This is a genomic window from Rhodococcus sp. 66b (assembly GCF_002076325.1).
GTDB classification, from domain to species: Bacteria; Actinomycetota; Actinomycetes; order Mycobacteriales; family Mycobacteriaceae; genus Rhodococcus_F; species Rhodococcus_F erythropolis.
In genome coordinates, this window is the sequence record NZ_MUZB01000011.1 from 201,769 (window position 1) to 224,468 (window position 22,700).

22 protein-coding genes are annotated in these 22,700 nt (G+C 63.7%); 2 read left to right on the top strand and 20 right to left on the bottom strand.

Translation table 11 applies throughout. The features are described 5' to 3' along the window. Nucleotides 1–43: 43 nt before the first annotated feature. Both ppc and secG read right to left on the bottom strand, forming a co-directional pair. Nucleotides 44–2,818 (bottom strand): phosphoenolpyruvate carboxylase, encoded by a 2,775-nt coding sequence (ppc, locus tag B0E55_RS21275; RefSeq protein ID WP_021344227.1) that lies wholly within the window; start codon nucleotides 2,816–2,818, stop codon nucleotides 44–46. Nucleotides 2,819–2,921: 103 nt separating this feature from the next. Next, nucleotides 2,922–3,155: a preprotein translocase subunit SecG gene (gene secG / locus B0E55_RS21280; RefSeq protein WP_003944946.1), complete on the bottom strand. Its 234-nt coding sequence runs from the start codon at nucleotides 3,153–3,155 to the stop codon at nucleotides 2,922–2,924. A gap of 208 nt (nucleotides 3,156–3,363) precedes the next feature. Between secG and B0E55_RS21285 the strand changes: the two genes are divergently transcribed. Beyond that, nucleotides 3,364–4,179 carry a tyrosine-protein phosphatase gene (locus tag B0E55_RS21285; protein ID WP_080910448.1) on the top strand — a complete coding sequence of 272 codons (816 nt, stop codon included), beginning with the start codon at nucleotides 3,364–3,366 and terminating at the stop codon, nucleotides 4,177–4,179. Nucleotides 4,180–4,305: 126 nt separating this feature from the next. Here the strand turns inward: B0E55_RS21285 and tpiA are convergent, their stop codons facing one another. From tpiA to fmt, 16 genes are all read right to left on the bottom strand, one after another. Beyond that, nucleotides 4,306–5,091: a triose-phosphate isomerase gene (tpiA, locus tag B0E55_RS21290; protein ID WP_019748390.1), complete on the bottom strand. Its 786-nt coding sequence runs from the start codon at nucleotides 5,089–5,091 to the stop codon at nucleotides 4,306–4,308. A gap of 6 nt (nucleotides 5,092–5,097) precedes the next feature. After that, a complete protein-coding gene (locus B0E55_RS21295) occupies nucleotides 5,098–6,309 on the bottom strand; it encodes a phosphoglycerate kinase (RefSeq protein ID WP_019748389.1) in 1,212 nt (403 codons plus the stop codon). Nucleotides 6,310–6,326: 17 nt separating this feature from the next. Then, entirely contained in the window at nucleotides 6,327–7,346 is a 1,020-nt protein-coding gene (gene gap / locus B0E55_RS21300; RefSeq protein WP_080910412.1) for a type I glyceraldehyde-3-phosphate dehydrogenase, read from the bottom strand. A gap of 158 nt (nucleotides 7,347–7,504) precedes the next feature. Beyond that, nucleotides 7,505–8,482 carry a DNA-binding protein WhiA gene (gene whiA / locus B0E55_RS21305; RefSeq protein WP_021344225.1) on the bottom strand — a complete coding sequence of 326 codons (978 nt, stop codon included), beginning with the start codon at nucleotides 8,480–8,482 and terminating at the stop codon, nucleotides 7,505–7,507. Beyond that, nucleotides 8,479–9,543 (bottom strand): gluconeogenesis factor YvcK family protein, encoded by a 1,065-nt coding sequence (locus tag B0E55_RS21310; protein ID WP_080910413.1) that lies wholly within the window; start codon nucleotides 9,541–9,543, stop codon nucleotides 8,479–8,481. The genes whiA and B0E55_RS21310 overlap by 4 nt, the downstream gene beginning before the upstream one ends. Further along, a complete protein-coding gene (rapZ, locus tag B0E55_RS21315; RefSeq protein WP_003944872.1) occupies nucleotides 9,540–10,439 on the bottom strand; it encodes an RNase adapter RapZ in 900 nt (299 codons plus the stop codon). Before rapZ ends, B0E55_RS21310 begins: the two co-directional genes overlap by 4 nt. Beyond that, nucleotides 10,436–12,628 carry an excinuclease ABC subunit UvrC gene (gene uvrC, locus B0E55_RS21320; RefSeq protein WP_080910414.1) on the bottom strand — a complete coding sequence of 731 codons (2,193 nt, stop codon included), beginning with the start codon at nucleotides 12,626–12,628 and terminating at the stop codon, nucleotides 10,436–10,438. The genes rapZ and uvrC overlap by 4 nt, the downstream gene beginning before the upstream one ends. Nucleotides 12,629–12,702: 74 nt before the next feature. Further along, nucleotides 12,703–13,176 (bottom strand): PH domain-containing protein, encoded by a 474-nt coding sequence (locus tag B0E55_RS21325; protein ID WP_007727982.1) that lies wholly within the window; start codon nucleotides 13,174–13,176, stop codon nucleotides 12,703–12,705. After that, entirely contained in the window at nucleotides 13,173–13,670 is a 498-nt protein-coding gene (gene ribH, locus B0E55_RS21330) for a 6,7-dimethyl-8-ribityllumazine synthase (protein ID WP_003944999.1), read from the bottom strand. The genes B0E55_RS21325 and ribH overlap by 4 nt, the downstream gene beginning before the upstream one ends. Beyond that, nucleotides 13,667–14,941, bottom strand: coding sequence for a bifunctional 3,4-dihydroxy-2-butanone-4-phosphate synthase/GTP cyclohydrolase II (locus B0E55_RS21335; protein ID WP_003944833.1), 1,275 nt, complete (start codon nucleotides 14,939–14,941; stop codon nucleotides 13,667–13,669). Before B0E55_RS21335 ends, ribH begins: the two co-directional genes overlap by 4 nt. 110 nt (nucleotides 14,942–15,051) lie before the next feature. Then, nucleotides 15,052–15,660 (bottom strand): riboflavin synthase, encoded by a 609-nt coding sequence (locus tag B0E55_RS21340; RefSeq protein ID WP_003944892.1) that lies wholly within the window; start codon nucleotides 15,658–15,660, stop codon nucleotides 15,052–15,054. Between the two features lie 5 nt (nucleotides 15,661–15,665). Continuing rightward, nucleotides 15,666–16,718: a bifunctional diaminohydroxyphosphoribosylaminopyrimidine deaminase/5-amino-6-(5-phosphoribosylamino)uracil reductase RibD gene (gene ribD, locus B0E55_RS21345; protein WP_019748385.1), complete on the bottom strand. Its 1,053-nt coding sequence runs from the start codon at nucleotides 16,716–16,718 to the stop codon at nucleotides 15,666–15,668. An 8-nt stretch (nucleotides 16,719–16,726) separates the two neighbouring features. Further along, the gene (rpe, locus tag B0E55_RS21350) at nucleotides 16,727–17,410 is read right to left on the bottom strand and encodes a ribulose-phosphate 3-epimerase (protein ID WP_019748384.1); all 684 of its coding nucleotides are present in this window, start codon (nucleotides 17,408–17,410) and stop codon (nucleotides 16,727–16,729) included. Nucleotides 17,411–17,474: 64 nt separating this feature from the next. Continuing rightward, nucleotides 17,475–17,822, bottom strand: coding sequence for an MmcQ/YjbR family DNA-binding protein (locus B0E55_RS21355; protein ID WP_019748383.1), 348 nt, complete (start codon nucleotides 17,820–17,822; stop codon nucleotides 17,475–17,477). A 40-nt stretch (nucleotides 17,823–17,862) separates the two neighbouring features. Beyond that, complete coding sequence (locus tag B0E55_RS21360) at nucleotides 17,863–19,311, bottom strand: RsmB/NOP family class I SAM-dependent RNA methyltransferase (protein ID WP_080910415.1); 1,449 nt, start codon at nucleotides 19,309–19,311, stop codon at nucleotides 17,863–17,865. Further along, the gene (gene fmt, locus B0E55_RS21365; protein WP_070386058.1) at nucleotides 19,308–20,231 is read right to left on the bottom strand and encodes a methionyl-tRNA formyltransferase; all 924 of its coding nucleotides are present in this window, start codon (nucleotides 20,229–20,231) and stop codon (nucleotides 19,308–19,310) included. Before fmt ends, B0E55_RS21360 begins: the two co-directional genes overlap by 4 nt. Nucleotides 20,232–20,519: 288 nt before the next feature. Between fmt and B0E55_RS21370 the strand changes: the two genes are divergently transcribed. After that, nucleotides 20,520–20,726 carry a hypothetical protein gene (locus B0E55_RS21370; RefSeq protein WP_003944900.1) on the top strand — a complete coding sequence of 69 codons (207 nt, stop codon included), beginning with the start codon at nucleotides 20,520–20,522 and terminating at the stop codon, nucleotides 20,724–20,726. Between the two features lie 57 nt (nucleotides 20,727–20,783). Here the strand turns inward: B0E55_RS21370 and B0E55_RS21375 are convergent, their stop codons facing one another. Next, nucleotides 20,784–21,803, bottom strand: coding sequence for an esterase/lipase family protein (locus B0E55_RS21375; RefSeq protein WP_060938545.1), 1,020 nt, complete (start codon nucleotides 21,801–21,803; stop codon nucleotides 20,784–20,786). A 94-nt stretch (nucleotides 21,804–21,897) separates the two neighbouring features. Continuing rightward, nucleotides 21,898–22,566 (bottom strand): PadR family transcriptional regulator, encoded by a 669-nt coding sequence (locus tag B0E55_RS32230; RefSeq protein ID WP_443216815.1) that lies wholly within the window; start codon nucleotides 22,564–22,566, stop codon nucleotides 21,898–21,900. Nucleotides 22,567–22,700: the final 134 nt, after the last annotated feature.

Genomic DNA, 22,700 nt, shown 5'->3' on the forward strand with positions numbered 1-22,700 from the left:
CGCACGCACACCCTGGTAAACCTGCAGAACCAGCCGCTGTTACCTAGCCACTGTTACGAAGCGCAGTGGCCAGGCCGTTCATCGTCAGCTGGATACCCCGACGCACCTGATCGCTCTCGTCGCCGGAACGGTACCGACGGATCAGCTCGACCTGTAGATGGTTGAGTGGTTCGAGGTACGGGAACCGGTTGTGAACCGAACGCTCGAGGCCCGAGTTGTCGGCAAAGAGGTTCTCGTTGCCTGTGATTGCCTTGTACATGCGAATTGTGCGTTCGTGCTCGTCGGTGATCATTCCGAAGACTCGATCGCGCAGTTCGGCGTCGGGCACGAGGTCCGCGTAGCGGGCCGCCAAACCGAGATCAGACTTCGACATCACCATGGCCATGTTCGAGAGCACGGTTCGGAAGAACGGCCACTTCTCGTACAGGGCCGTCAACGTGGCAAGCCGAGTGTCGTCTCCGTCTATCCATCTTTCGAACGCGGCGCCGGTTCCGTACCAACCCGGAAGCATCACGCGAGACTGACTCCACGAGAGCACCCAAGGAATGGCACGCAGATCGGAAATCGCCTTGGTCTGCTTGCGAGAGGCCGGACGAGAGCCGATATTGAGTGCTCCGATCTCGGCGACCGGTGTCGACGCTTCGAAGTACTGCACGAATCCTGGTGTGTCGTGCACCAATTCGCTGTACGCGGTACGGGCGAGTGCCGCCAACTCGTCCAACACCGCGTAGGCCGCATCTGCGTCGCTGCCAAGACCTTCGACGTCGAGCAACGTCGACTCGATAGTCGCGGCGATGAGTGTTTCGAGGTTGCGGTGCGCCAGACGCGGTTCGGCGTACTTGGCCGCAATCACCTCACCCTGCTCGGTGATTCGCAGAGAACCAGCGACTGCGCCGGGGGGCTGCGCGAGAATCGCTTCGTAGCTCGGTCCGCCGCCACGTCCGACGGTTCCGCCGCGGCCGTGGAAGAGCCTCAACCTGATTCCGCTCTTACGCGCGGCATCGACGAGGTCGAGTTCGGCACGGTACAGCGCCCAGTTGGCGGCCAGGTACCCGCCGTCCTTGTTCGAGTCGGAGTACCCGAGCATCACTTCCTGACTGTCACCGCGAGAACGGACGATCGCACGATAGATCGGGATGTCGAGCGTCGCCAGCAATGTGTCGGCGCCGCCCTGCAGATCCTCGATCGTCTCGAACAACGGGACGATTCCGATCGGGCAGGAGGGCTCGCTACCGACGCCCGGATCGAGCACCCCGACCTCTTTGAGCAGCACCGCAGCTTCGAGCATGTCGCTGACCGAGGTACACATGCTGATGATGTAGTTGGGTACCGCGCCCGCTCCGAGAACCCGCACCGCCTTGGCGCCGGCCGCCATGATGGCCAGTTCCTTGGTGGTCAATTCGCTGAACTCGGCGTCCGGCGAAGTCAGCGGTCGCCGCGTCGTCAACTCGGCCGACAGCAATTCGACTCGATCGGCTTCCGGCAAGGACGTGTAGTCCGAGTGAACTCCGGCCCACGCCAGAAGTTCTGCGACGACGCTTTCGTGTACCTCGGAGTTCTGCCGCATATCCAGACCGGACAGGTGAAAGCCGAACACCTCCACCGCTTCTCGGAGCCGATCGAGTCGATCGTCGGCGATGGTCTCGTCGCCGAAACGACGCAACGAGGTGTCGATGATTCCGAGATCCCGCTGCAGTTGTGCCGGGTCGGTGTACGCCTCGAGTCCGTCGTCGGAGCCGTGGGCGGGCAACTCCCCCAGTACCGTCAGTGCGGTTGCGCTCAATCGCCCGCGGATACCGCGAATCGCACGACGGTACGGCTCGTCGGCCCGGAATGCAGAATCGTCGCCAGAGGTAGACGCCAGCAGATCGAGTTCGGGCGTGACGGACACCAGCCGCGCCGACATCGACAGTTCACGCTCTAGATGTTCGAGTTCCTCGAGATGATGCTCGAGAGCAGTCGCCGCAGCGCGCGACGTGGCGCGCTGGACGATTTCGCCGGTCACGTACGGATTGCCGTCCCGGTCACCGCCAATCCACGAACCCGGCCTCAGGATCGGTTCCGGCAGGAGCCCGGCGTCCGGCCAACGCGTGCGCAGAGCTTTGCGGACCTCGGCATTGATCTTCGGAATCACCTCGAACAACGCCGCGTCGTAGTAGCGCAGGCCTACCTCGATTTCATCCTGGATACGGAGGCGGCTGAGCCGGATCAGAGCCGTCTGCCACAGGGTCAGAATCTGACGGCGCAATTGCAGATCGACATCAGCGGTTTCTGCGACGCTCAGCGCCGTGCGCTCGCGGTATCGCATCAACTCGGTGATCCGACTCTGCGTCTCGAACACCGTGCGGCGTCGAGTCTCCGTCGGGTGAGCGGTGATGACGGGTGAGACCAGGGCGCCCCGCAGCGCTTCTTCGACGGTAGCCGAATCGATATCGGCTGCATCGAGTTTGGTGTACGTGGCGGCGAGAGTGCTGTCGCGGGGCGGTTCACCCGCGTTGACGTGGATGGCCCGTCGACGCTCGCGGTGGATGTCCTCGGCCAGGTTGGCGAGCAGCGCGAAGTGACTGAACGCACGAATGACGGGAATGGCGTCGTCCGTACTGATTTCGGCGAACAGCGACACCAGTTCGGCGCGGTCGATCTCCGACCGACGGACTCGGAACGACTCGACACGAGCTCGCTCGACCAGATCGAAAACATTGTCGCCGGCTTGCTCTCGCACTATTTGTCCGAGTATTCCACCGAGAAGCCGGATGTCTTCGCGCAGCGGCTCGGTGGCCTCTCGCGGTGTTTCTCGATGCGACGCGGTTTCAGTCATCACTCAATTATCGACCGAAACAAAGGACCCCGCTCGATAGGCGGGGTTCCGTGTCTGAAATTCGTGTGTGAAAAACTACCGGCTGCAAGTCATGAGCCGAGAATCAGGCGAACTTGATCTCCAGGCCGATGCCGACGATCGAGATGAGCCAGATCAACGCGGTGAAGACCGTCAACCGGTCGAGGTTCTTCTCGACAACAGTCGATCCGGACAGGCTGGACTGGACACCGCCACCGAACAGACTCGACAAACCGCCGCCCTTACCGCGGTGCAGGAGCACCAAGGCGATGAGGAGCAAGCTGGTGATGACCAGCAGGATATCCAGGAACAGTTTCATGTCTGTCTACGTCCACCAATCCAATAGGGACAACTACAACCGATAACACCATACAGGCGCGCACAGATAGCCTGACCACATACCCGCCTCGCACATGACTTTGCACCCGGCCAGGCACGACTCTTGGTCAGTGGCATCGATCACACTGTCGAGATACCGATTCAGTAGTTTTCAGTTGACGCGACTCTACCTCCGAAAGGCCGGCTCCATGCTTTCCGACACTGCCCTGCCCGACACTGCCCTGCCCGACACTGCCCTGCCCGACATACCCCTGCCTGACACACCACGTCTGGCTTCGATTCACAACTTCCGCGACGTGGCCGGCCCCGGGTACGTCACGACCAGCGGACAGGCGATGAGCCGCGGAGTTTTCTACCGCGCAAACGTGCTTACGCCCTCGCCTGAGGATCTTGCAATCGTGGAATCGCTGGGGCTGACCGCCGTCTACGACGTGCGCTCCGAAACCGAGGCGAACGAAACTCCCGACACCGTGCCTGCGCCAGCGATGTACGCCCACATTCCCATCCTGTCCGGCAACATCCACGCCGAAGCGATGGCTCTCCGAACAGCGGACGCTGCAACAGCTTTCATGCAGAACATCAATCGCAGCTTTGTCGCAGACCCCGTCACTCGCAGCGGATTCTCGCAGTTGTTCGCCGCCCTGGCCACTACCGCCGGGCCGCAACTCTTCCACTGCACGGCAGGCAAGGACCGAACAGGCTGGGCAGCAGCACTACTGCAAACACTCGCCGGGGTACCGCGCGAAACGATCATGGCGGACTACCTGCTCACGAATACGTACTCGGCCGAGTTCATCGATGCGACGGTCGCAACGATCGCCGCCGCCACAGATGCAGACAAGGGCGAGGTGATCCGGTTGCTGCTGTCCGTCGACGCAAGTTACCTGGGCGCTGCCTTCGAGCAGGTGGAGCACCACTACGGGACCGTCGAGAACTATCTGACCACCGGGTTGGACCTTGCTCCCGAACTCGTCGGCGCTTTGGAAACCAAACTCGTGCGCTGAATCCGGCGAATCAAAAAAACTGCGGGCGTGTGACCTACTCGGTCACACGCCCGCAGTTCAGTGTCATGCAGTTCAGTGTCATGCAGTGACAGTGTCCTGCAGTTTCCAGCCCACTACCCGATCACATCACGGGAGTGGACCGCCTGCAGCGATCGCAGACAGTGTCGCGAACTCGTCAGCCTTGAGCGACGCGCCGCCGACCAGAGCGCCGTCGACGTCGGTCTGGCCGACGATCTCTCCGACGTTCTTGGAGCTGACGCTGCCGCCGTACAGAACGCGAACGCCGGCTGCGACCTCGGCGTCGGCAAGTTCGGCAACTGTTGCTCGTACCGCAGCGCACACTTCCTGTGCATCAGCGGCAGAAGCGACACGGCCGGTGCCGATGGCCCAGACAGGTTCGTACGCGATGACGATCTTGGAGATCTCCTCCGCGCTCAGGCCCGCCAACGAACCCTTGAGCTGGTCGACGTTGTAGGCAACGTGATCGCCCGCTTCGCGGATCTCGAGGCCTTCACCGATGCACACGATCGGCGTGAGGCCGTTCTTGAGAGCGGCTTTGGTCTTGGCGAGGACGGTCTCGTTGGTCTCACCGTGAAGGGTGCGACGCTCCGAGTGGCCGACCACGACGAAGGTGCATCCGAGCTTGGCCAGCATGGAGCCGCTGATCTCACCCGTGAACGCACCCGAGTCCTGAGCCGAGACATCCTGCGCGCCGTACGTGAGGAGGAGCTTGTCGCCCTCGATCAGCGTCTGGACGCTACGGATGTCGGTGAACGGCGGGATGACCGTGACGTCCACTTTGTCGAAGTACTTCGCAGGCAAGGAGAAAGCGATCTTCTGCACCAGGGCGATAGCCTCGAGGTGGTTCAGATTCATCTTCCAGTTGCCGGCGATCAACGGCTTACGTGCCATGTCGGATCAGCCTTCCAGTACTGCGATGCCAGGCAGCTCTTTGCCCTCGAGGTACTCGAGGGAAGCGCCACCACCGGTGGAAATGTGCGAGAAGCCCTCGTCCGGGATACCGAGCTGACGAACGGCTGCTGCAGAGTCGCCGCCGCCGACGACGCTGAAGGCGCCCTTCTCGGTTGCCTCCACGATTGCTTCGGCGACACCGCGGGTGCCTGCCTCGAACTTCGGGAACTCGAACACGCCCATCGGGCCGTTCCAGAACACCGTCTTGGCGCCGGTCAGGATCGCGGCAAAGCGCTTGACCGACTCCGGTCCGATGTCCAGTCCCATCCAGCCGTCGGGAATCTTGTCGAACGGAACGATCTTCGACTCGGCATCGGCCGAGAAGGAGTCCGCGACGACAACATCCTGAGGGATGTGGATGACGTCGGCGTACCGGTCGAGGAGACCCTTGCAGGTCTCGATCATGGACTCTTCGCACAGCGAATTGCCCACGGAGACACCCTGAGCCGCGAGGAACGTGTAGAACATTCCGCCGCCGATCACCAGAGTGTCGACCTTCGGTGCCAGTGCCTCGATGACGGCGAGCTTGTCCGAGACCTTGGAGCCACCGAGCACCACCGCGTACGGACGCGCAGCGTCCTGCGTGAGCTTGGCGAGCACCTCGACCTCGGCGCCGACCAGGTAACCGGCGTAATGCGGGAGCAGCTTCGCGACGTCGAAGACCGACGCCTGCTTACGGTGAACAACACCGAATCCGTCGGAGACGAATGCGCCGTCGTCACCGACCAGCTCGACGAGAGCCTTGGCGAGCTTGACCCGCTCGGCTTCGTCCTTGCTGGTCTCGCGAGGGTCGAAACGGATGTTCTCGAGCATCAGGACGTCACCATCGGTGAGTCCTTCGGAACGAGCCAGCGCGTCCTGTCCCACGACGTCACCGGCGAGTTGCACGTTGCGACCGAGGATTTCGGCCAACTTCGCAGCAACCGGTGCGAGGGAGAACTTGGGATCGGGCTGACCGTCGGGGCGCCCGAGGTGCGCGGTCACGATGACCTTCGCTCCACCCTCGGCAAGTGCCCGCAGGGTGGGAGCGGACGCGACGATGCGGCCCGGGTCCGTGATTTCTCCGCCATCCAACGGGACGTTGAGGTCGGAACGCACCAGTACGGTGCGCCCCTCGACCCCAGCGTCCAGCAGATCCTTCAGCGTCTGAACTGCCACTGTTATCGAAACTCCGCTCAGAGAGACTTGGCGACGAGGCCGATGAGGTCGGCGAGGCGGTTGGAGTAGCCCCACTCGTTGTCGTACCAGGAAACGATCTTGACCTGGTCGTCGATGACCTTCGTCAGACCCGAGTCGAAGATCGACGAGTGCGGGTCGGTGACGATGTCCGAGGAGACGATCGGTGCGTCGGTGTACTTCAGGATGCCCTTGAGGGGTCCTTCGGCAGCAGCCTTCATCGCGGCGTTGATCTCGTCGGCGGTAGCCGACTTCTTCAGGTTCGCGGTCAGGTCGGTGACCGAGCCCGTGGGGATCGGCACGCGCAGTGCGTAGCCGTCGAGCTTGCCGAGCAGCTGCGGGAGAACCAGGCCGATTGCCTTGGCTGCACCGGTGCCGGTGGGAACGATGTTGAGGGCAGCTGCGCGGGCGCGACGGAGGTCTGCGTGCGGAGCGTCCTGCAGGTTCTGATCCTGGGTGTACGCGTGGATCGTGGTCATCAGACCCTTGACGATGCCGAACTCGTCGTCGAGAACCTTGGCGATGGGGCCGAGGCAGTTGGTGGTGCACGACGCGTTGGAGATGATGTTCTGGCTGCCGTCGTACTTGTCGTCGTTGACGCCCATCACGATGGTGATGTCTTCACCCTTGGCCGGAGCCGAGATGATGATCTTCTTGGCGCCGGCTTCGAGGTGTCCCTTGGCCTTTGCGGCGTCGGTGAAGATGCCGGTGGACTCGACGACGACGTCGACGCCCAGCTCGCCCCAGGGAAGCTCGTTCAACGGGCCGCGGTGTGCGAGGGCCTTGATGCGCTGATCGCCGACGACGATCGTGTCGTCACCGTCGAGCGACACGTCGTACGGCAAACGGCCGAGGATGGAGTCGTACTTCAGCAGGTGAGCGAGCGTCGCGTTGTCAGTCAGGTCGTTGACTGCCACGATCTCGATATCGGTGGTTCCGAGCGCCTTCTGCGCATCCACCGCCCTGAAGAAGTTACGTCCGATACGGCCGAAACCGTTTACGCCAACCCGGACAGTCACAATTCGCTCCTTTGACCATGATTCTGGTGTGCAACTTGACCCACGCATACTCCGAATCCGTGTGTGCACGACGCGGACGTGGGGTTCATCGGTCGATGTGACTCATACCCTAATGCGCGTGGCCCGAACGTGCGCAGCCCACCCTGACGGAGGGCAGGTCACCCCTCTTCGAGTAGCTCCACATTCACTGCGGATTCGGTGTCGGGTATGCCCGTTTCCTTCGCCTTGCGATCAGCCATGGACAGCAGGCGACGGATACGTCCGGCAACGGCGTCCTTGGTCATCGGCGGGTCGGCCAACTGGCCGAGTTCTTCGAGGGACGCCTGCCGATGCTCGACGCGCAGTGCGCCCGCCGCCGCGAGGTGATCGGGCACGTCCTCGCCGAGGATCTCCAACGCACGCTCGACGCGCGCAGCAGCCGCAACGGCAGCGCGAGCAGAGCGTCGCAGGTTTGCGTCGTCGAAATTGGCGAGACGATTGGCGGTGGCGCGGACCTCGCGTCGCATCCGTCGCTCCTCCCACACCAGGCGTGTGTCCTGGGCTCCCATTCGGGTCAGGAGATCGCCGATGGCCTCACCGTCGCGGATCACCACACGATCCGTTCCGCGAACCTCACGTGCCTTCGCCGAGATCCCCAGACGCCGCGCAGCTCCGACCAGAGCAAGTGCAGCTTCCGGGCCGGGGCAGCTCACTTCGAGCGCCGACGAACGGCCGGGTTCGGTCAGGGAACCGTGCGCGAGGAACGCACCGCGCCAAGCTGCTTCGGCGTCGCCGACACTTCCGCCGACGACCTGCGCAGGCAAGCCGCGAACCGGGCGCCCGCGAAGATCGAGCAGTCCCGTCTGGCGCGCGAGGGCCTCACCCTCCTTCGCCACACGCACGATGTAGCGAGCGGATTTTCGAAGCCCGCCCGCACTGAGTACGTGAACATCGGCACTGTAGGTGAACAGGTCGAATATCTCCCGGCGCAGACGTCGCGCCGTGGAGCCCAGATCCACCTCTGCTTCGACGACCACCCGGCCGCCGACGATGTGGAGCCCACCGGCAAAGCGCAGCAACGCGGAGACCTCTGCCTTGCGGCAGCTGACCTGAGTCACCACTAACCGGCTCAGTTCGTCCTTGACCTCCGCTGTCATTGCCACGAAGTGTTCTCCCTCTGTTCTTCGGATTGCTGTTCTTGCAGGGAAGACTGTGTCGAATCCCCTACTGCCGCACTGCTCGACAGTTCAGCCAGTGCATCGGCCAGTTTTGCCGGATCGTGTACATGCGCTGCGCCCGGTGAGGTGTCCGCGACATCCGCGTACCTGACTTCGGCTGAAAATTGATCCGCCGCACGCTGCAGATGTTCACGTTCACGCCCGGCCGGTACCGACGCCGAGTCGACCACCACGTAGTCGACCCGAAAATCGGGCACGTGTTGGGAGAGTACGTGCAGGTGACGCTCTGCGGAGAATCCGGCGGTCTCCCCCGGCTCAGGTGCGAGATTGAGCACCAGCACCTTTCGAGCATTCGTCGACGACAGTGATTCGACAAGTTCGGGTACCAGTACGTGCGGGATCACGCTCGAGAACCACGATCCCGGGCCGAGAACCACGAGATCGGCACGATCGATCGCAGTCACAGCCTCGGGACACGCGGGCGGATTGGACGGGAGCAGTCTCACACGCCGAACCTTGCCCGGCGTGGTCGCGACGGCGACCTGTCCACGAATGCAGCGGCTGACGCGTGGGTCCTCTTCGAGTCCTTGAACGTCGGCTTCGATCTCGAGCGCGATCGGCGACATCGGCAGCACGCGGCCACGGATTCGCAGCAGTCGCGCCATCTCGTCGAGCGCGACGACCGGATCGCCGAGCACCTCGGTGAGTCCGGCCAGGATGAGATTGCCCACCGAGTGCCCGGCAAGTGCGCCGACACCGCCGAAGCGATGCTGAATGGTCCGAGTCCAGTCGACTATCTCGGGTTCGTCCGACGCGAGAGCCGCGAGCGCCATCCGGAGGTCACCGGGCGGGATGACGCCGAGTTCGGCGCGCAGCCGGCCCGACGAACCACCGTCGTCGGCGACCGTGACCACTGCGGTGACGTCGACCGTCAGGCGTCTGACGGCCTGGAGCGTGGCGAACAATCCGTGCCCGCCGCCGAGCGCGACGATGGCCGGCCCATCTGGCTTCTCCCGCGAGCTATGTGTCGGTTCACTCATTCGCGCCCCAGATCCCGGTGCACGATGCTGACCGAGATGTCGTCCTCGGAACCCAAACGCCTCGCGAGAGCTTCGGACATGGCCACGCTTCGGTGCTTACCGCCGGTACACCCGACCGCAATTGTCATGTAGCGCTTTCCTTCTCGCCGATATCCGGCGATCGTCAAATCGACCAGATGTCGGTAGGTGTCTAGGTAGTCCTCCGCACCCTCGCGGGACAACACGTAGTCGCGGACGTCGGCATCCTGACCGGTGTGCGGGCGAAGTTCAGGGATCCAGTGGGGATTGGGCAGGAATCGAACGTCACAGACGAGATCGGCGTCCATCGGCAGGCCGTACTTGAATCCGAACGACTGGACCGTCACCTTCATCGTGCGGTTGGCATCGTTCCCGAACGCCGTTTCGATCTTCTGACGCAACTGATGTGCCTTCAGCGCCGACGTGTCGATGACCAGATCGGCGGCCGCCTTCACCACGGCCAACTGCCGACGCTCGGCTGCGATCCCTTCGGACAACGTGCCGTCGATGCCGTCGTTCTGCAACGGATGACTGCGGCGAACCTGTTCGAACCGTCGGATCAACACGTCGTCGGACGCTTCGAGGTACAGCACCCGAGTGTGGATCGGCTCCGCCTCGAGTTCGGTGAGCACCCACCCGAGGTCGCCGGTGAAGAGTCGACTCCGCACGTCGATCACGACGGCGAGACGATCGACCGGCGGATCGGAGGTCAAGCTCAGACCGACCATCCGGGAAATGAGCTCAGGTGGCAAATTGTCCGCGACATACCAGCCGAGGTCTTCGAGCACCTTGGCAGCGGTACTCAAACCGGCTCCGGACAATCCCGTCACCAGCAGGAAATCCATCGTTCGACTGTCTTTGGCGCTGTCGGTAGTCACTGTGCACTCGGCCCCGTCGTCGGCATGGACAATTCTCGCGACTCGGAGCCCTCGTCACCGCTACCGGATTCGGCGCTTGGCGCGTCAGCAGAGGTAACAGACGATTCGGATTCCTTGTCCAGCTCATCATCCCCTACCGCGGCTGGCAGCGCTCGAGCTTCAGCACCCGCATCGGCTGCAGCCGAATCCGTGCCGAGTGCGGCCAGAACTGCTGTGGCTGTGGTCTCACCGATACCGGGGACCTGCATGATCTCCTCGACCGTTGCCGTTTTCAGCTTCGCCACGGAACCGAAGTGAGCCACCAGAGCAGTACGGCGAGTTTCACCGAGCCCCTTGACCGAGTCCAGAGCCGAAGCCGTCATCCGCCTCGAGCGCTTGCTGCGATGGAACGTGATCGCGAAGCGGTGGGCTTCGTCTCGGATGCGTTGCAGGAGGTACAACGACTCGCTCGTTCGGGGAAGGATGACCGGATCTTCTTCCCCCGGTACCCATACCTCTTCGAGTCGCTTGGCCAAGCCGACTACCGCGACGTCGGTGACCCCCAGCTCGTCGAGGACCGCCGCTGCGGCCGTGACCTGAGGGGCGCCGCCGTCCACGACGAACAGATTGGGTGGATAGGCGAACCGCCGAGGCCGGCCCGTCGCCGGGTCGATCGCCGCTTCGGGAGCCAGATCCCCACCGTCCGCGTCCATGGTCGACGCCGACGCAGCGAGAATGCCCAGGTCGCGGTTGTGTCGCAGGAACCGCCTGCGAGTGATCTCGGCGATACTCGCCACGTCGTCGGAATGACCGTCGCCGGCAGCTTCCTTGATCGCGTAATGGCGGTAGTCCGACTTACGCGGGAGCCCGTCTTCGAACACGACCAGTGACGCCACGACGTCGGTTCCCTGGACGTGACTGATGTCGATGCATTCGATTCGTAGCGGAGCCGAGTCCAGGTCCAGTGCTTCCTGGATGCCCTGAAGCGCCGCAGAACGCGAGGTGAAATCGCCGGCGCGCTTGAGCTTGTGCTGCGCCAGAGCCTCTTTCGCGTTTCGCTGGACCGTTTCGGCGAGGTCTTTCTTGTCGCCGCGTTGCGGAACCCGCAGTTGCACTTGCGATCCCCGAAGCTTGCTCAGCCACACCTGGATCTCGGTCGCGTTGGCAGGCAGGACCGGCACGAGAACTTCCTTGGGAACGGCGCTGATCCCGGCCTCGGAGCCCGCTCCCGGCTCGAGTGCCGCCTGCTCACCGTAGAACTGGGTGAGGAACTGCTCGACCAGGATCGGCAGGTCGGACTCGGCGTCGAGTGCGGCCCAGTCGATGGCATCGCCTGCCTTCTCCACGACCCATCCACGCTGACCCCGCACGCGTCCGCCGCGCACGTGGAACACCTGAACGGCGGCTTCGAGATCATCGGTGGCAAAGGCTACGAGATCGGCGTCGGTGCCGTCACCGAGTACGACGGCCTGCTTCTCGAGCGCCTTGCGCAAAGCCCCGATATCGTCACGCAGACGGGCTGCAGTCTCGAAATCGAGGTCCTCGGAAGCCTGCTGCATGCGCTTTTCGAGATCTTTGACCAGCTTGTCCGTGCGGCCGGCGAGGAAGTCGCAGAAATCTTCGACGATCTGACGATGCTCCTCGGCGCTGACTCGTCCGACGCAGGGCGCCGAGCACTTGTCGATGTAACCGAGCAGACACGGCCGGCCGATCTGGTTGTGTCGTTTGAAGACTCCGGACGAGCACGTTCGTGCGGGAAACACTCGCAGCAGCAGATCGAGTGTTTCGCGAATCGCCCAGGCATGCGAGTAGGGACCGAAGTAGCGGACGCCCTTGCGCCGCGGACCGCGGTAGACGAACAGCCGCGGGAACTCTTCGTTGAGCGTCACGGCGAGAACCGGATACGTCTTGTCGTCGCGGTACCGCACGTTGAACCGCGGATCGAATTCCTTGATCCAGTTGTACTCGAGCTGAAGCGCTTCGACTTCGGTACTGACGACGGTCCACTCGACGCTGCCGGCGGTGGTCACCATCTGCCGAGTACGGGGATGAAGTGTCGTGACGTCCGCGAAGTACGAGTTCAAACGTGAACGGAGGCTTTTCGCCTTTCCGACGTAAATGACCCGACCATGCGGATCGCGAAATTTGTAGACGCCCGGCGCAGCCGGAATGGTTCCGGTAGCGGGGCGGTAAGTCGAGGGATCCGGCACGGTTTCAGGTTAGTCGCCGCCACCGACCGACTCGGAAACGCGCAGGATGCGGGCACCGAACCGGTCGGAAGACGTCAGTTGCTCTTGTGCGCGACCGGTGCGTAGCGGTCGGCCAGTTCGCGGAACTTGCCGACCGTGTCGACGGCGTACTCACGGTCGTTGGACTGGATCGCCATCACTGCCATGTACTCGTCGTCGGGCAATTCGATGCGTGCCCAGGCGGCGCCGTCGGGGAACGAGAGTCCCTCGAACAGATCCCAGTCGACGATCTTCTCGCCCAAGATGTTTCGTACGGCGATTCCCTGCTTGCCCACCTTGACCCGGGGCCGCGTCAACATCAGTACACCGAGAGCCAGAATGGTGCCGATGCCTGCCATCGCAAGTTGGTCCGCGGCGCGGAAGTACACGCCGGTGGACCCCTGGCGGAGCAGGAGTGCAAGTGTGACGTGAACGATCACCAGGAGGACAGCAACTCCGATCGCGTATCGCGTCGACTTACGCGGTGACGCTATCAGTTCCCAGTTCTCGTTGTCGCCGGGTGTACTCATCGAAACGAATCCTCGGTCCATGGTGCTCGGAGATGGCGCAGGGTCACTGCGGTGTCCAGTGCGGCGGCGCAGGCCTGTGCGCCCTTGTCCTCGACGCTACCCGGCAGCCCCGAACGGTCAAGAGCCTGCTGCTCGGTGTCGGTGGTCAGGACACCGTTCCCCACGGGAGTGCTTTCGTCGAGCGAGACGCGTGTAAGGCCCGCGGTGACCGCGTCGCACACGTACTCGAAGTGCGGCGTGCCGCCGCGGATGACAACACCGAGTGCGACGACGGCGTCGTGCGTGCGAGCCAATGCCTGCGCAACGACCGGCAGTTCGATCGCACCGGCGACACGGACCAGTGTCACGTCCTTGATCTGTGCCTCCTGCGCGACGCGCTGCGCGCCGGCGATCAGAGCCTCGGAGATCGTCGCGTGCCACTGCCCGGCAACGATCGCCAGCTTCAGATCCTTGGCCTCGGCGATCGCGAGCTGCGGCTGACCTTCGCCGCTCACAGTGCGGTTCCCGGCTGTGCGGTGTTCTGGTTCGCCTCGTACTCGTCCAGTCCGATCAGATCGTGACCCATCCGATCGCGCTTGGTGCGCAGGTAGGTGAGGTTCTCCGCATTCGCGCGCAGCGGCATCGGAACGCGATCGGTGATCTGCAGGCCGTAGCCGTCCAGACCCACACGCTTGGCCGGGTTGTTGGTCAGCAGACGCATCGACGAGATCCCCAGATCGACGAGGATCTGCGCACCGATGCCGTAGTCGCGGGCGTCCGCCGGTAGCCCGAGTTCGAGATTGGCGTCGACTGTGTCGGAACCGGCGTCCTGGAGCTGGTAGGCCTGCAGCTTGTGCATGAGCCCGATGCCACGACCCTCGTGTCCGCGCATGTACAGGACAACGCCGCGGCCTTCCTGGGCGACCATGTCCAGTGCGGCGTCGAGCTGTGGGCCGCAATCGCACCGCAGCGAACCGAAGACGTCGCCGGTGAGGCACTCGGAGTGAACGCGGACGAGTACGTCGCTACCGTCTCCGTCGGGGCCTGCGATGTCGCCGCGCACCAGCGCAACGTGCTCGACCTCGTCGTAGATGCTCGTGTACCCGACAGCGGTGAACTCACCGTGGCGGGTGGGGATACGGGCCTCGGCGATGCGCAGTACGTGCTTCTCGTGCTTGCGACGCCACGCGATGAGGTCCGCGATCGAGATCAGAGCAAGGTTGTGTTCGTCGGCGAAGACTCGCAACTCGTCGGTCTGAGCCATCGCGCCTTCGTCCTTCTGGCTGACGATTTCGCAGATGACGCCGGCGGGACGCAGGTCCGCCATGCGGGCGAGGTCGACTGCAGCTTCCGTGTGGCCCGGACGACGCAGCACTCCGCCTTCCTTCGCGCGGAGCGGAACGACGTGGCCGGGACGAGTGAAATCGTTGGCACCGGATTCGGGGTTGGCGAGCAGACGCATCGTCGCAGCGCGGTCCGACGCCGAGATGCCGGTACCGATTCCCTCACGGGCGTCGACGGTCACGGTGTAGGCGGTGCCGTGCTTGTCCTGGTTGGTGGCGTACATCGGGGGCAGGCCCAGCCGATCGCAATCGTCACCGTCGAGCGGCACGCACAGGTAGCCGGAGGTGTACCTGACCATGAACGCCACCAGTTCCGGGGTGGCTTTCTCGGCGGCGAAGATGAGGTCGCCCTCGTTCTCGCGATCCTCGTCGTCCACGACGACAACAGCTTTACCTGCAGCGATATCTGCTACTGCGCGCTCGATACTGTCGAACCTGGTCACGTGCTCGCACTCCAAAGTCTTGACTTTTAACATCATCGAATACAACAAGTGCATCCGACGGATGCACTGACAACCCTACGACCAATCGGACGGGTCCGATCAGCCTGGTCCTACCGACCGGCAGAGTGAAGCCGCTCGACGTACTTGGCGATCACGTCCACCTCGAGGTTGACCGGCGTACCGACCACAGCGGTTCCGAGCGTCGTCAACTCGAGCGTTGTCGGGATCAGCGAGATCTCGAAGTACTCGAACCCGCGGTCGCCGCCCAGCGCGGAGACCGTCAGCGAGACTCCGTCGACAGTGATCGAACCCTTCTCCACCACGTATCGGGAAATGGAGTCCGGCAGTGCGATCCGCACTACCTCCCAGTTCTCGGAAGGCGAGCGGGAAATGACGTGGCCAGTTCCGTCGACGTGCCCTTGGACCAGGTGGCCGCCGAGTCGACTGTTCAGCGCCGCGGCACGCTCGAGGTTGACGCGAGAGCCGACATCCAACTTCGCCAGGCTCGAGCGGTTCAGCGTTTCCTGCATGACGTCTGCGGTGAACGAACCGTCGGCAAGCACATCGACGACCGTCAGGCACACGCCGTTGACCGCGATCGAATCGCCGTGACCGGCGTCGGAGGTGACCAGTGGCCCGCGCACCGTGAAGCGTGCAGCATCGACCAGTTCTTCCTTGGCGACAATTTCGCCGAGTTCTTCCACAATTCCTGTGAACACGCGCCCTACTCCTCGTTCCCCGGAGCAGAACTCTCCGGAACCAGACTCAACAAAATATCGGGGCCGATCGTTACCGCGGACTCCAAACGGAATCGGTGGGCGTCGGTGATGGTGTGCACTCCGGCATCGACGAGCGCGGAAGCGCCCGCGCCGAGCAGTATCGGAGCGATGTACGCCTCGATGACGTCGACATATCCGGCGGCGAGGAATGCTCCGGCCAGACGGGGCCCACCCTCGAGAAGTACGTCTGTGTACTCCCCCAACGCCTCGACTACTTCGTCGATGTTGTCGGTGTTGAGCACCAAAGTCGGTGCGGTGTCATCGAGAACGCTTGCCGTCGAAGGTATTTCACGCTTTCCGACGACGACGCGTACGGGCTGATGCGCCGCGAGTTCACCGGTGGGCTGACGCGCCGTCAGCCACGGATCATCGGCGAACACGGTGCCGGTGCCGACCACGATCGCATCGATCTGCGCCCGCTGAGCATGCACGCGCGCCCTCGCCTGCGGACCGGTGATCCACTGACTCGTTCCGTCCTCGGCAGCGCTGCGTCCGTCCAGACTGGCCGCGTACTTCCACGTGATGTGCGGGCGACCGGTGCGCTGTTTGTGCAGCCAGGCTCGCAGTGGACCAGCTTCCACCTCGGGTGCTCTCAGTCCGGCCGTGACGCTGATTCCAGCGCGCATGAGCGTCGCTGCGCCGCCGGAAGCCTCGGGATTGGGATCACCGACTGCGTAGACGACCGCCGAGACCCCGGCGTCGATCAATGCCTGCGAGCAAGGGCCGGTTCGCCCCTGGTGATTGCACGGTTCCAGTGTCACCACGGCCGTTCCACCACGTGCCGCATCGCCTGCCTCGTCGAGAGCCACGACCTCCGCGTGCGGTCCACCGGGCGGTTGTGTCATACCGACGCCCGCGATGGTGCCGTCGGCGGCGAGGATGACAGCGCCGACCGGCGGGTTGGGGCTGGTGAATCCGCGCGCAGAATCGGCTGCGGCCAGCGCAATCTGCATCGCGGCGTCAAGATCAGCCGTCGACGCCTGTCCACCCTTTGCCATCGAGCGGCTCAGACCGACAGCGTCAGGTGCGGCGACGCCGAGGCGGCCTGCGCGCGCAGCTTGCGCACCGCCTCACCGGGATCACTCGCTCCGTACACCGCCGAACCGGCGACGAAGCAGTCGATCCCTGCTTCAGCGGCCTGCTCGATCGTGGAAGCGTTGATGCCGCCGTCGATTTCGACGAGGAGCGTCAGCTCACCCGAGTCGACGAGCTTGCGAACTGCGCGTGCCTTGTCGAGCACCTGAGGCATGAAGGACTGACCACCGAATCCGGGTTCGACGCTCATGATCAAGAGGGTGTCGAAGTCCTTGAGGATTTCCAGGTAGTCGTCGATCGGGGTTCCAGGCTTGATGCTCAGCCCCGCCTTGGCACCAGCTGCACGAATATCGCGGGCAACCGAACGCGGGTCGTCGGTGGCCTCGGCGTGGAACGTGACGTTGTACGCACCGGCCTCGGCGTACGGCGGCGCCCAGCGCTCCGGATTCTCGATCATGAGATGGCAGTCGAGAGGAATGTCCGTCGCCTTCAGCAGACTCTCGACCACCGGCAGACCCAGCGTGAGATTGGGAACAAAATGCGCGTCCATCACGTCGACGTGAAGCCAGTCGGAGCCGGACACGGCAGTCGCTTCATCGGCGAGTCGAGCAAAATCTGCGGACAAAATGGACGGTGCAATCATCGGGGAAGCCACGCCGCCGAGTTTAGCTGTGACTCATCGCCGACCGTGCATGCACATCGGAGCCGCTGAAATCCGATCAGTTCTTGACGACGGTGCGGAGCTTTCGCACCTTGGCGGGCGCCTTGATCCGCCACGCATCTTCGAGCATCTCGCCCAACTGCACCTCGTCGATCAGTTCGAGGTGCACGAGGATCGATCCGTGCCCGTGATAGTGATCTGTGGTGAAGAAAGCCGCCTCGCCACTGGCGAGTAGCGCCTCCTTCTCGTCCAGACCGCACATCACGACCAAAGCGCCCTCCGCTTCGGTGCGGAGCCGCGCAAAAGTTTTACCTGCCACCTTGAGTGCCGGGGTGTTGTACGAGGTCGACTCTTCCACGGAGGGGAGAGCCGAACCCAGCACTACAACCTGTTCCCACGTAACCATGTAGGCACCATACGACTACCGATGCCCAGAAGTCATCCGATCAGGCCAGCGGCTTGCGCAAAGCGGCCATGAACATAGCGTCCGTGCCGTGTCGATGCGGCCACAACTGAACCGACGATCCGTCGCCGACGTCCGGGACACCTGGCACCAATTCCTTGGTGTCGAGTTCCACGACGCCATGACGCCGCACCGCATCGGCGACCACTGCCAGCGTTTCCGACAAGTGCGGCGAGCACGTGGAGTACAGCACCACTCCGCCGGGGCGAACCAGTTCGATTGCGGCAGCAAGCAATTCACGCTGCAACTTCACGAGCGGAGCCACATCGGACGGCTGGCGACGCCAACGTGCCTCCGGGCGCCGACGCAGCGCACCCAACCCGGTGCAGGGAGCGTCGACGAGGATGCGGTCGTATCCGGGTTCGAGCCCGGATACGCGGCCGTCCGCCACGTGTACGTCCACGGGAAGCTCGCGAGTGGTCTTGCGAATCAACTCGGCACGGTGTTCGACCGGCTCGACGGCGTCGAGTCGACCACCTTCGATGCCGGCAAGAGCACCGAGAAGCGCCGCTTTTCCTCCTGGACCTGCACAGAGGTCGAGCCAGCGTCCGGAGTCTTCACCTTCGAGAGGAGCAATGCTGAGGGCGCGGGCAACCAGCTGACTGCCCTCGTCCTGCACTCCTGCCAGGCCTTGGCGGACCGCCTCGAGTTGTCCGGGGTCACCGCCGTCGAGATGCACGGCGTACGGCGAGTACGGCCCGATCTCGCCGCCGGTCACCAGTGCGAGCTCCTCGGCGGAGATCTCACCGGGGCGGGCGACGAGGTGCACGGCGGGGCGGGCGTCGTCGGCGATCAGGACGTCTTCGAGCTCTCCGGCTGCGGCGCCGAGCGAGTCGGCAAATACCTGCGCGATCCACAGGGGATGCGCGTGCTCGAAGGCGAGTCGGCCGACCGGGTCCTTCGGCGCTAGCAGCTCGACCCACTCGTCCTGGGTGCGTTCGGAAACACGGCGCAGGACCGCGTTGACGAATCCTGCTCGGCCCTGGCCGTTTTCGGCGCGAACGAGGTCGACCGAGGTGGCAACAGCAGCGTGCGGTGCGACACGAGTACGCAGTAGTTGGTACGAGCCGAGTCGGAGTACATCGAGCAGGGTTCCGTCGATCTCTTCGATCGGCCGACCCGCCGCATGCGCGATCACCGCATCCAGGAGGCCCTGAGCACGTGCCGCGCCGTACGCGAGTTCGGTTGCCAGCGCCGCATCGCGTGCGTCGAGTTTGCGGTCGCGCAGGAGCCCGGGCAGAACCAGGTTCGCGTATGCGTCACGTTCACGGACCGCGCGCAGGACGTCGCGCGCAGCCAGGCGCGGCTGATCGAGCCCGGCGGTTGCCGGATCCGGCCGCTTGGCCTGCTTCGGCTTGGTGTTCTTGCCACCGGTTGCATTCTTGGCTCCGGGACCCTGTGTCCGCCGTGCCGGTCGTCGTGATTCGGTCACTGTGCTCGTACCTCCGCGTCGAGTCGGGCACCGCGTGCCCAGTCCCCTGCCGACATCAATTTCTTGCCCGGGGGCTGAATCTGCCCGAGTCGTACCGCGGTGGTCGCGGTACCGATGTACAGACCATCCTTGCGTACCGAGATCTCACCGACTGCCAGGGTCTCGTCCGTAACGGTGACCGGGCCGACCTTGACTCGAAGATCACCGATCATCGTCCAGGCCCCGGGTGCGGGTGTGACGGCTCGGATGTGCCGGTCCACCGTGCGAGCGGGCAATTCCCACCGCACGCGGGCCGCGTCCACCGTCACCTTGGGGGCGTACGAGACGCCGTCGTCAGACTGCGGAACCGCGTTGATCTCTCCGGCCTCCAGGCCGTCGAGTACCGATTCGAGCAGGGCGGCGCCGTTTTCCGCCAGACGCCCGAGCAGGTCGCCTGCCGTATCGGTGTCGCGAATCCGCTCGGTCATCACTCCGTACACGGGGCCGGTATCCATGCCGGCTTCCAAACGGAACGCACTGGCGCCCGTCACCTCGTCACCGGCACTGATCGCAGCCTGCACCGGCGCGGCGCCGCGCCACGCCGGAAGCAGCGAGAAATGCAGATTGACCCAACCGTATTTCGGAATGTCGAGGACGTTCTGCGGCAACAGGTTTCCGTAGGCGACGACGGGTGCGCAGTCCGGTTCCAGGCGGGCGAGTTCGGCTGCGAAGTCGGGATCGGACGCCTTGACCGGTGTCAGGACCGGGATGCCGTGCTCGTCGGCAAGCAGACCGATCGGCGAGCGGGTGACTTTGCGACCGCGGCCCGCCACAGCGTCCGGACGCGTGACGACGGCAACCACTTCGTGGTTGGCGGACTCGATGAGACGCCGCAGCGAAGGAACCGCGGGTTCGGGCGTTCCGGCGAACACGACGCGCATGTCAGCTCTCCCGTTTCGTTGGGCTCTTCGGACTCTGATCAGCCGATCGGCCTGTCGAACGCGGTGGACTGCAACTCACGAAAATGCTCCCGGATGTGTCGGTGGGTGGAACTGTCAGTCTAAGGACTGCGGGAGCTACGACCTACCTCGCGCCACACCGAACCACTTTCTCAGCAATTTCTTTGATCAGAACCCTGCAGATTCACCGGTCCTCGGTATTGACTGTCTCTGTCGTCGCCACTCGGCGGAGGCTGATACGGGATACACCGATCACACGGAGGAACTTAGATGGCAGGCATCGACAGTAAGTTCGACAAGGCCTACGCAGGAAAGTCCGTCGAAGAATTGGCGGACGCCCCGGTCGCGGCACTCAACGGCGTAAGCGATTCGGACGCAGAACATTTGAAGGCAGCGTTCAACATCAAGACCGTCCGCGACCTCGGAACGAACAAGTTCTTCCTGTGGGCGCAGGCCACTGCCAAGCTCGCCGAGTAAACATCCCGACCCACGTGATCTCGGTGCTCACGAGTTGGCAGCTCACGAGTTGGCAGCTCACGAATTTGCATCGATGACCACTTGCGGAATATCCGTGCCGAGCGGCACTGCGCTGCACGAAGCGTGCCGCTCGGCATCGGGGTCGAGGACCGTCCGGATGACGTCGATCACGTAGGGGTCGTACGGCATGCGGAAGTGGCCGGTCAGGTTCGACGGGCACAGATCCTGGAGGACGATGTTTTCGGCACCGGCGTCGCGGAGCGCGATGTTCGAGGACGGCTGGATCATCTCGTCGACAGTGGACCCGATAGTCGTGTAGCGCACTCCGGGTACGGTGTCGCCGCCGTCGTTGAGGGAGTTCAACGTATCCGACCCCTGCATCTGCTCGCGGACAGCTCGCGAAAAGACATCTTCGACAAAGTCTTCTCCGCCGGGGATTGCACGGACGATGGGAACCAACCCGAACATCACCCCTCCGTAGGTCGGCGAAGCCAAGCCGACCCAATGATCGACGTAGGCGTCGCCGCCCATTTTGTTGACGTAGTACCGCGTCACCGTCGCGCCTTGGGAGTAGCCGATCACGTCGACCTTGTCCGCTCCGGTCGCGGTCAGCACCTGATCGACGAAAGAACCGAACGCGGTGGCACTACCGACTATGTCACCGACGCCGTAAGTCTCGTGTGCGACGTCCCCGTCTTCTTCTTTGATCGCACCGCCGTAATTGAGGGCGAAGACGCAATAGCCGTCAGCTGCCAGTGCCGGCGACAGGGCCGCCCAATCCGCGTACGCCTCGGTGTCGGTTCCGTGGGCGAGTACAACTGGTCGGGGATGCGTGGCGGAAGGCTCACAGGCGAAATCGTTCGACCCGGCAGGTGCGGATCCTGGATGAGCATGCGCATATGCCGTGGCAACGGAACGAGTCGCCTGACCCGGACCGATGTCGAGAGGAACGTCCATCGCGTCGGCACTCGCAGACGGGAGCGTCGGTGCGGCAGCCGATATCGCCGGCGGTGCTCCGATCAGCAGCGCCACTGCTACCGAAAATGTCAGTCCCACAGACCGTTTGACGCCAGCCATTGTTCCTGCTCCTGCTCTGATCCTACGAGGGAGCTGACCGTAACACCAGAAACTTCGGGGCGCATACCCTACCGAACAGTAGGTATCCGACGTCTCAATTGCCGCCTTCATCGGCGTCATCACCGGCAAGCACTCGGTAGAGCGACTTGCGCGCCTCGACAAGCACGTCGGCTGCGGCCTTGACCTGCGCTGGTGTGCCTACAGCAGCCACTTGGCCGGCCGCGCCCATCAGCTGGCCGATCAGTTCACGAAGGTCCTGCTCCGGATCCCCTACGCTGAGACGAACGTCATCCCACGGTGCCCCGAGATCGGCGCGATGCTCCTCGACGTATGCGACGCCTTCCTCGGTCAGCTTGGCGGTCTTTCGGCCGGCGACCTTTTCGATGATGACCAGTCCCTCGTCCTCGAGTTGGGACAGCGCGGGATAAATGGAACCCGGACTCGGCTTCCAGACGCCGCCGCTGCGCTCGACGATCTGCTGAATCAATTCGTAGCCGTGCATCGGCTCTTCCGCGATCAACAACAGAATCGCAGCGCGCACATCTCCACGACGACCTCGTCCGCCACGTCCTCGCCCGCGACCGAACTGAGCGCCCGGACCGAAGCCGGGGCCGGGTCCGCCGTCTGGACCGAAACGCCCCCGCCGATGGCCTCTGCGTGGCATGTCACCGAAGCCCGGCCGCTCGTGCGGTCGACCGCGTCGTCCACCGTCTCGATCGCCGGGACCATCGCCCGGCGCGCCGTCGTCCGTCGGCACCCACATCACAAATGGTGGCCGTTGCTCACGGCCGAAACCGCCGAAGAAACCGCGTCGGCCGAACATCCCCTCGTTCGGGAAACTTGCATCCATCGTCGAACCTCCATCACTATCGTTGATAGTTCGACGATATATCGCCA